This is a genomic window from Campylobacter sp. RM12637 (genome assembly GCF_020137645.1).
Lineage (GTDB): Bacteria > Campylobacterota > Campylobacteria > Campylobacterales > Campylobacteraceae > Campylobacter_E.
Window position 1 is genome coordinate 52015 of record NZ_JACGAV010000010.1, and the last position, 6702, is coordinate 58716.

General features: G+C 29.0%; 7 protein-coding genes. 1 reads left to right on the forward strand and 6 read right to left on the reverse strand.

The genetic code is table 11. The annotated features are described in order from the left end of the window. Positions 1-11: 11 nt before the first annotated feature. From AVBRAN12637_RS06445 to AVBRAN12637_RS06470, 6 genes are all read right to left on the reverse strand, one after another. A complete protein-coding gene (locus AVBRAN12637_RS06445) occupies positions 12-1331 on the reverse strand; it encodes a DnaB-like helicase C-terminal domain-containing protein (RefSeq protein WP_214117896.1) in 1320 nt (439 codons plus the stop codon). Positions 1332-1412: 81 nt separating this feature from the next. Beyond that, the gene (ispG, locus tag AVBRAN12637_RS06450; RefSeq protein ID WP_214117897.1) at positions 1413-2492 is read right to left on the reverse strand and encodes a flavodoxin-dependent (E)-4-hydroxy-3-methylbut-2-enyl-diphosphate synthase; all 1080 of its coding nucleotides are present in this window, start codon (positions 2490-2492) and stop codon (positions 1413-1415) included. A 1-nt stretch (position 2493) separates the two neighbouring features. Continuing rightward, positions 2494-3213, reverse strand: coding sequence for a transporter substrate-binding domain-containing protein (locus AVBRAN12637_RS06455; protein ID WP_214117898.1), 720 nt, complete (start codon positions 3211-3213; stop codon positions 2494-2496). Positions 3214-3222: 9 nt separating this feature from the next. Further along, positions 3223-3927, reverse strand: coding sequence for a transporter substrate-binding domain-containing protein (locus AVBRAN12637_RS06460; protein ID WP_214119994.1), 705 nt, complete (start codon positions 3925-3927; stop codon positions 3223-3225). An 8-nt stretch (positions 3928-3935) separates the two neighbouring features. Next, entirely contained in the window at positions 3936-4670 is a 735-nt protein-coding gene (locus tag AVBRAN12637_RS06465; RefSeq protein ID WP_214117900.1) for an amino acid ABC transporter ATP-binding protein, read from the reverse strand. Beyond that, a complete protein-coding gene (locus AVBRAN12637_RS06470) occupies positions 4663-5379 on the reverse strand; it encodes an amino acid ABC transporter permease (protein WP_250325159.1) in 717 nt (238 codons plus the stop codon). The genes AVBRAN12637_RS06465 and AVBRAN12637_RS06470 overlap by 8 nt, the downstream gene beginning before the upstream one ends. 383 nt (positions 5380-5762) lie before the next feature. Between AVBRAN12637_RS06470 and AVBRAN12637_RS06475 the strand changes: the two genes are divergently transcribed. After that, a partial coding sequence (locus AVBRAN12637_RS06475; protein WP_336615532.1) for a cache domain-containing protein occupies positions 5763-6702 on the forward strand: 940 nt, incomplete at its 3' end.

The window sequence follows — 6702 nt, forward strand, 5'->3', positions numbered from 1 at the left end:
TATTTCCTAAATTAAAATTCTTCAGTCTCGCTTGGTTCGTTGTCTTTTCTAAACTCAAGTTGTAAAAATTTCGCTTTAGAAGCTTTAAAATCAAAATGAATTTCTTTTAATTCCCCACTTCTATTCTTAGCAATATCAAGTATAGCGTGGCGTTCTGCTAAAATAGTCGGATCATCATCAGCCTTATTAATAAATAATATCAAATCAGCATCTTGTTCTATACTACCACTCTCACGAATGTCTGAGAGCATAAGTTTTTTATTCATCCTAGAATCCACCGAACGATTAACTTGAGAAAGAGCTAAAATAGGGATTTTTAATTCTAATGCAAGTAATTTTAACCCCCTACTAATCTCGCTTACTTGAATATGTCTATCAGCCCTTGTATTTAGTGAGTTCATAAGCTGAATATAGTCTAATACACATAAACCTATATTGTTATGCTCTTCTTTTAATCTTCTTAAAGATGAGCGAAGAAATTCTATATTTAAATTACCCTTATCATAAATATATAAAGTCTTTTCGCTAAGCATATTCGCACTCATTTGCATATTATTTATCTCATCTTCTGTTAATCTATCTCCTGTTAAGATATTTTGCAAACCTATTCCTGTATCTTGTGCTATTAATTTAGCCATTATCTTATAAGCTTCTGTTTCAAGACTATAAAACACTACTCCAACATCTTTTTTAAGTGCATTTAATAAAATATTTAAAGCAAATGTAGTCTTACCCATACCAGGACGAGCTGCAAGAATTATTAACTCCCCTGCTTTAAAGCCCTTTGTATAATGATTTAATAAAGAAAAACCTGTATCAACTCCGATTACATCTTTATCAATTATCTTACTAACCCTATTTAATTCTTCATAAAACTCATTAACAGCAGTTCTTGAGCTTTTTAAAGTATTATCACTAACGCCTGATACTAAAGAATAAATCTTAGCATTTAAATTATGCGTATAATCAATACTATCTTGCACACTGCTTAGCTCTTGTGTGCTTGTATTCATTAAAGAATTAAGCTGGTCTTTTACACTTAAATTCCTTAACATTTTTGAATATTCATCAACTTCTATGAAAGAATTTTGCTGCTCAAGTGCAGTCCAAAAACTATCCTTTGCACTTGCAAAAGAGATTTTTACTAATTTTAAATCCACACTCTCTCTAAGTCTTCTTTTATTTAATATAAACTCAAATATATCAGCGTGTAATCTATATGAAAAATCACTTGGCTTAATAATACTTGCAGCTATATCTATATTTTCATTATTTTCTATACAAGCTAATAAAATACTTTGCTCTAATTCAATATCAAAATACTTACTCATAATTCTTCCTTAATTCTTATTTTAATCTCTCGTAAAAATTAAAGAAATTAAAATAAGAATTTGAAATAGGAATTTCAAATTCTATTCTTCGTGAAGTTTTGCTTCGTCTAATACTTCATCTAAAAATCTATCTACTAAAGTATCATATTTGCATTTTGCAACCACTTCGCCGTGTCTTATTACTAAGCCTTCATTTTTACCAAATGCAATCGCTACATCAGCTCCTTTAGCTTCTCCTAAAGCATTTACAACGCAACCCATTACGCTTATATTTAATGGTGCTTTAATGTGTTTTGTCTTTTCTTCAACCACTTTAATAGCACTTAACAAATCGCTTTGAATTCTTCCACAGGTTGGACAAGAGATTATATTTATACCGCTTTTTTGCACTCCGCTATCTTGCAAAATCGCTTTAGCGACCCTTATTTCTTCGCTAAGCTCTCCTGTCATAGAAACACGAATAGTATCGCCTATGCCATTTAATAATAACTGACCTATAGCAATTGAGCTTTTTATCGTGCTATGAAACTTAGTTCCTGCTTCAGTTACTCCTAAATGAAACGGATAATCACACAATTCTCTTAATCTCGTATAACTTTCTATTGTGCTTTGTGCGTCTGAAGTTTTAATACTTATTTTAATATCCCTAAAATCAAAATCTTCAAGTAATTTAATATTATAAACAGCACTCTCAAGTAAGGCTTTTACACTTCTGCCGTATTTGTTTTCAAATTGCTTTTCAATACTTCCGTGATTTACACCAATTCTTATAGGAATATTTCTTTGCTTACAAGCATTTACTACTTCTTTTATATTTTCTTTGCCACCGATATTTCCTGGATTTATTCTAATCCCATCTATAAATTCAGCACAATATAAAGCTAATTTGTGATTAAAATGAATATCTACAATTAGTGGCAGTGGGCTTTGCTTTTTAAGTTCTGCTAAAGCCCTTGCATCTTTTATATCCAAACACGCAACTCTTACTATATCAGCACCTGCTAATTTTAACTCAATTAATTGCTCTAAACATCCATTAATATCTTGAGTTTTTGTAAATAGCATTGATTGAACGCTAATTGGAGCATCACCACCGATTTTAACCCCGCCTACACTAATTTGCCTAGTTTTAAATCTAGGCTTAAAAAAATCACTTCTCATATTAATTTATATTGTATTTTTTAAGTAAAGCTTCATATTCGCTAGTTTTTATAAATTCTTCTAAAGCTTTATTTAATTTCTCTCTTAGCTCTACATTTTCATTTTTGCTAAACGCTATAGAAAATCCTTCTGTGCCATCATCTTCATTATAAAATTCAGCTAAATTAGGATATTTTGCTAAATATTCTCTTGCTACAAGTGCATCAAATGCTAAAGCATCTAATTTTTTATCATTTAAAGCCATTACTAAAACAACAGGATTTTCATTAGGTTGCACTAACGCACCTACTTGTTTTACTGCTGCTTCTTGAACCGTGCCTAATTGCACTCCTACTTTTTTACCTTTTATATCATCTTTAGTTGCGATACTACTATCTTTATGCTTTAGATAAATTGTCTTAGCTTTATAATAAACATTGCTAAAATCACAAGCTTTTTTTCTTTGTTCGCTTGAACTCATAGCACTCATAATAGCATCAATCTTACCTGCTTTAAGTGCTGCAATAAGTCCATCAAAACTCATAGCTTTAAATTCATATTTTATACCAGCAATTTTTGCTAAATTATCAAATAATTCAGCATCAAAACCACTAATCTTATCATCAACTAACATATCAAATGGGGGATAATCAGGAGAAATCCCAACTTTATAAACCTTGTCATTTGCATATAAACAAGCACTAAAAATCAGTGCAAACACTACTAATAAAAACTTTTTCATAACTACTCCTTATAGCCCGTATTTTTTGATAAGCTCATCATACTTACCACTTGCTTTTACTTCTTCAAGGGCTTTATTAATTATATCAATTAAGTCTTTATTTTTATCCTTTGCAAATGCAAATGCAAAACCTAAAGCCCCGTCATTTTCTTCATAAAAACTCTCAATTTCAGGATTTTTTGCCATAAATTTCTTAGCCACAAAAGAATCAAAAACAACCGCATCTATTTGCTTATTCACAAGGCTCATAACAACCACTGCTGAATCTTCGTGTAAAATCACATTAGCACCTAGCTTTCTTGCAGTATTTTCTTGAATTGTGCCAAGTTTAACTCCTGTTTTAACACCTTTTAAATCTTCTTTTGTAGTGAAAATATCGCCCTTTCTTTTAAGATACATAGTTTTTCCAAAAAAATAAGGATTAGAAAAATCACAATTCTTCATTCTTCTTTCGCTAATACTCATTCCTGAAGCTATCATATTGATTTTACCAGCTACTAAAGATGGAATAAGCCCATCAAAACTCATATTAACAAATTCAATCTTAAGATTAGCAACCTTTGAAATCTCATTTACTAAATCAACATCAAAACCACTCAATTTACCATCAACCATCATATCAAACGGAGCGTAATTTGCCGAAATACCAACCTTAACAACTTCATTTGCATAAGCAAATAAAGTTATAAATAAAGCTAAAAAAATCTTTTTCATATCTAATCCTAATGATTTAAAACTTTGTTTAAAAACTCATTTAATCTAGCATTTGTGCTAGAGTTAAATACAACTTGTGGCGTATCATCTACTGCTATTTTGCCACTTTCCATAAAAAATACCCTATTAGCTACATTTTTTGCAAAACCCATTTCGTGAGTTACTAATATCATAATAGGAGCATTATCTCCACTTGCTATTTCTTTAATAAGTCCTAAAACTTCTCCTACCATTTCAGGGTCAAGCGCACTAGTTGGCTCATCAAATAATATAACTTCAGGCTCCATCATAAGGCTTCTTGCTATTGCTATTCTTTGTTTTTGACCGCCGCTTAATTTGTGTGGAAAGAACTCTTCTTTATCAGCTAAACCAACTTTAGCTAAAAGATTTCTAGCTTTTTTAATAGCTTCATCTTTGCTTAAAATATTTAAACTAACAGGGGCTAAAATCAAATTATCCAATACATTTTTATTTGCAAATAGATTAAAATGCTGAAATACCATTGATACTTTTTGTCTGTGCTTATTAATATCAATTTTTTCATCTAAGATATTTTCATTATTGATTAAAATCTCTCCACTACTTGCAACTTCAAGTTTATTTAAACATCTTAAAAATGTGCTTTTTCCACCGCCACTAGGTCCAATAATAGCAATAATATCGCCTTTATTAATCTCTACACTAATATCTTTTAATACTTCTAAATTCCCGTAATTTTTGCATAAATTAGATATCTTAATCATTTCTTTTTAGCCTCATTTCTAATAATCTTACAAAACAAGTAAATACTTTAACACTAGCATAATACACAACACCTGCGAAAATATAAGGCTTAGGGTCGTATAAAAGTGATTGAAAAATCTTGCTTTGAAAAGTCAAATCAACAACGCTTATAAACGCAACTACTGAAGTTTCTTTAAACAACGATATAAACTCATTTGCTAAAGCAGGAATGATATTTTTAACAGCTTGTGGAAAAACTATCATTTTCATAGCTTGAAAGTGTGATAAACCCATAGACCTTGCTGCTTCCATTTGACCTTTATCAACGCTTTCAATCCCACTTCTAATAATCTCTGCAACATAAGCACTAGAATTAAGTCCTAAAGCAATAACAGCTACAAAAAATACATTTTCAACTTGAGCAAAAACCACAAATGCAAATATCATTAAAAGCAGCATTAATGGCATACCCCTAATTAAATCTAAATATTCATTGATTAACATTGTTAAAAATCTATTCCTAAGCACCAATAAAAACGCTAATAAAAATCCACCAGTAAGACCAATAATCAAACCAAGTGAAGTAAGTCCTAAAGTAGTGCCATAACTTTTAAGATAAGCTAAATGCTCTGCTTCGCTAAGTTCTTTAAATGGATAACAATAATAAGTAGTAATAATCACTATTGCAAGTGGAAAAATTACTTTAAAAATATTTTCTAAATTCTTCAATTTTTTTCCTTTAAACAAAATAATAAAAAGTGTAAAAACACAACTAAAAAAACGATTATAAATTAATGAGTATTATGTAGATGACGAAGATGATGACGGATAGTAAGATATTTGTTGTGTTTGATTAAATCTATAATTTTCATCTTTTCGTCCTTTAAAAAAAATAAGTTTGATTATCTCTTTTTTAGCTTAATGATTTATTAAATTTATTAATTTTTAAGCTTAAAAACTTTTTTGTATTTTTTTAAGATATTTAAAATAAGAATTTAAATTAATGTAAATAATTTTTATCATCTAATAATTTATTTTATAATTTTATTTTTATTTAAGGTTGGGGGGGGGTAAAATTGGTATTTGATTTCAATTAAAAAAAGGATTACCAAATGAAACTTTCTTTCAAAATTTCATTAACAACTGCAAGTTTATTTGTAGTTTTACTTTTAGTTTTATCTTATATGCAAAGCAATAAGACAGAAGATATAATCATAAATAATTACGATTCTTCAATAGCAGGAGAATTGCAATTAAGAAATGCTTATGTTGATGAATATATCAAAACCCGTATTGAGCAAATTGAAAAAATTGCAAAAACTTTTGAAGATGCTGATGATTTAAGCCCAGAATTTATCAAGCAAATCATTAGTAGTGATAATAGGGTTTTAGATTTTCAAGGATTATTTATAGGCTTAGCAAATGGAAATGTTTATAAGGCTGAACCTAATTTAACTTTTAGATTAATCCCTAATTTTGATGGTAGAACTAGAGCTTGGTATAAAGAAGCAGTAGCTTTAAAAAAGGCTAGTAATTCATCAATTTATCAAGATGTCTCAAGCAAAAAATCAGCCACAACTATTTTTGCACCTGTGTTTAAAAATGATAAAATCGTAGCTGTAATTGGTGGAAATATACTAATAAATGATTTTAGCGATACCATTACAAAAATTAAATCTCATAATGATATTAGCACTTTAATTCTTGATAAAAATAATGAGATAATAGCTAGTGAAAACGCAAACGAATTAGGCAAACCTGAATGGCTTGATAGCCTAAATCAAAAATTATCTACGCTAAAAACTAATAAGAATTTAAATCATATTGTTTTTACAAAGGATAATAAAAATTACTTAGCTTATTGTATTATTAATGATATAAGTGGATTTAGTATTTGCACCATTATTTTAGAAGATGTAATAAATAATAGTGTAAATGATGCTAGAAATGCTACTTTAATAAGCTTTTTAATATTTTTAATAATAGTAATAGGATTTTTAAGTTTAATTATTAATTTTTATTTAAAACCTTTATCAAAAATCACCCAAGGAC

What these genes read in the sequence shown, in the direction of transcription:
- ispG (WP_214117897.1), bottom strand. Translation starts at nt 2,492, where the DNA reads ATGAGAAGTGATTTTTTTAAGCCTAGATTTAAAACTAGGCAAATTAGT.
- AVBRAN12637_RS06445 (WP_214117896.1), bottom strand. Translation starts at nt 1,331, where the DNA reads ATGAGTAAGTATTTTGATATTGAATTAGAGCAAAGTATTTTATTAGCT.
- AVBRAN12637_RS06455 (WP_214117898.1), bottom strand. Translation starts at nt 3,213, where the DNA reads ATGAAAAAGTTTTTATTAGTAGTGTTTGCACTGATTTTTAGTGCTTGT.
- AVBRAN12637_RS06465 (WP_214117900.1), bottom strand. Translation starts at nt 4,670, where the DNA reads ATGATTAAGATATCTAATTTATGCAAAAATTACGGGAATTTAGAAGTA.
- AVBRAN12637_RS06460 (WP_214119994.1), bottom strand. Translation starts at nt 3,927, where the DNA reads ATGAAAAAGATTTTTTTAGCTTTATTTATAACTTTATTTGCTTATGCA.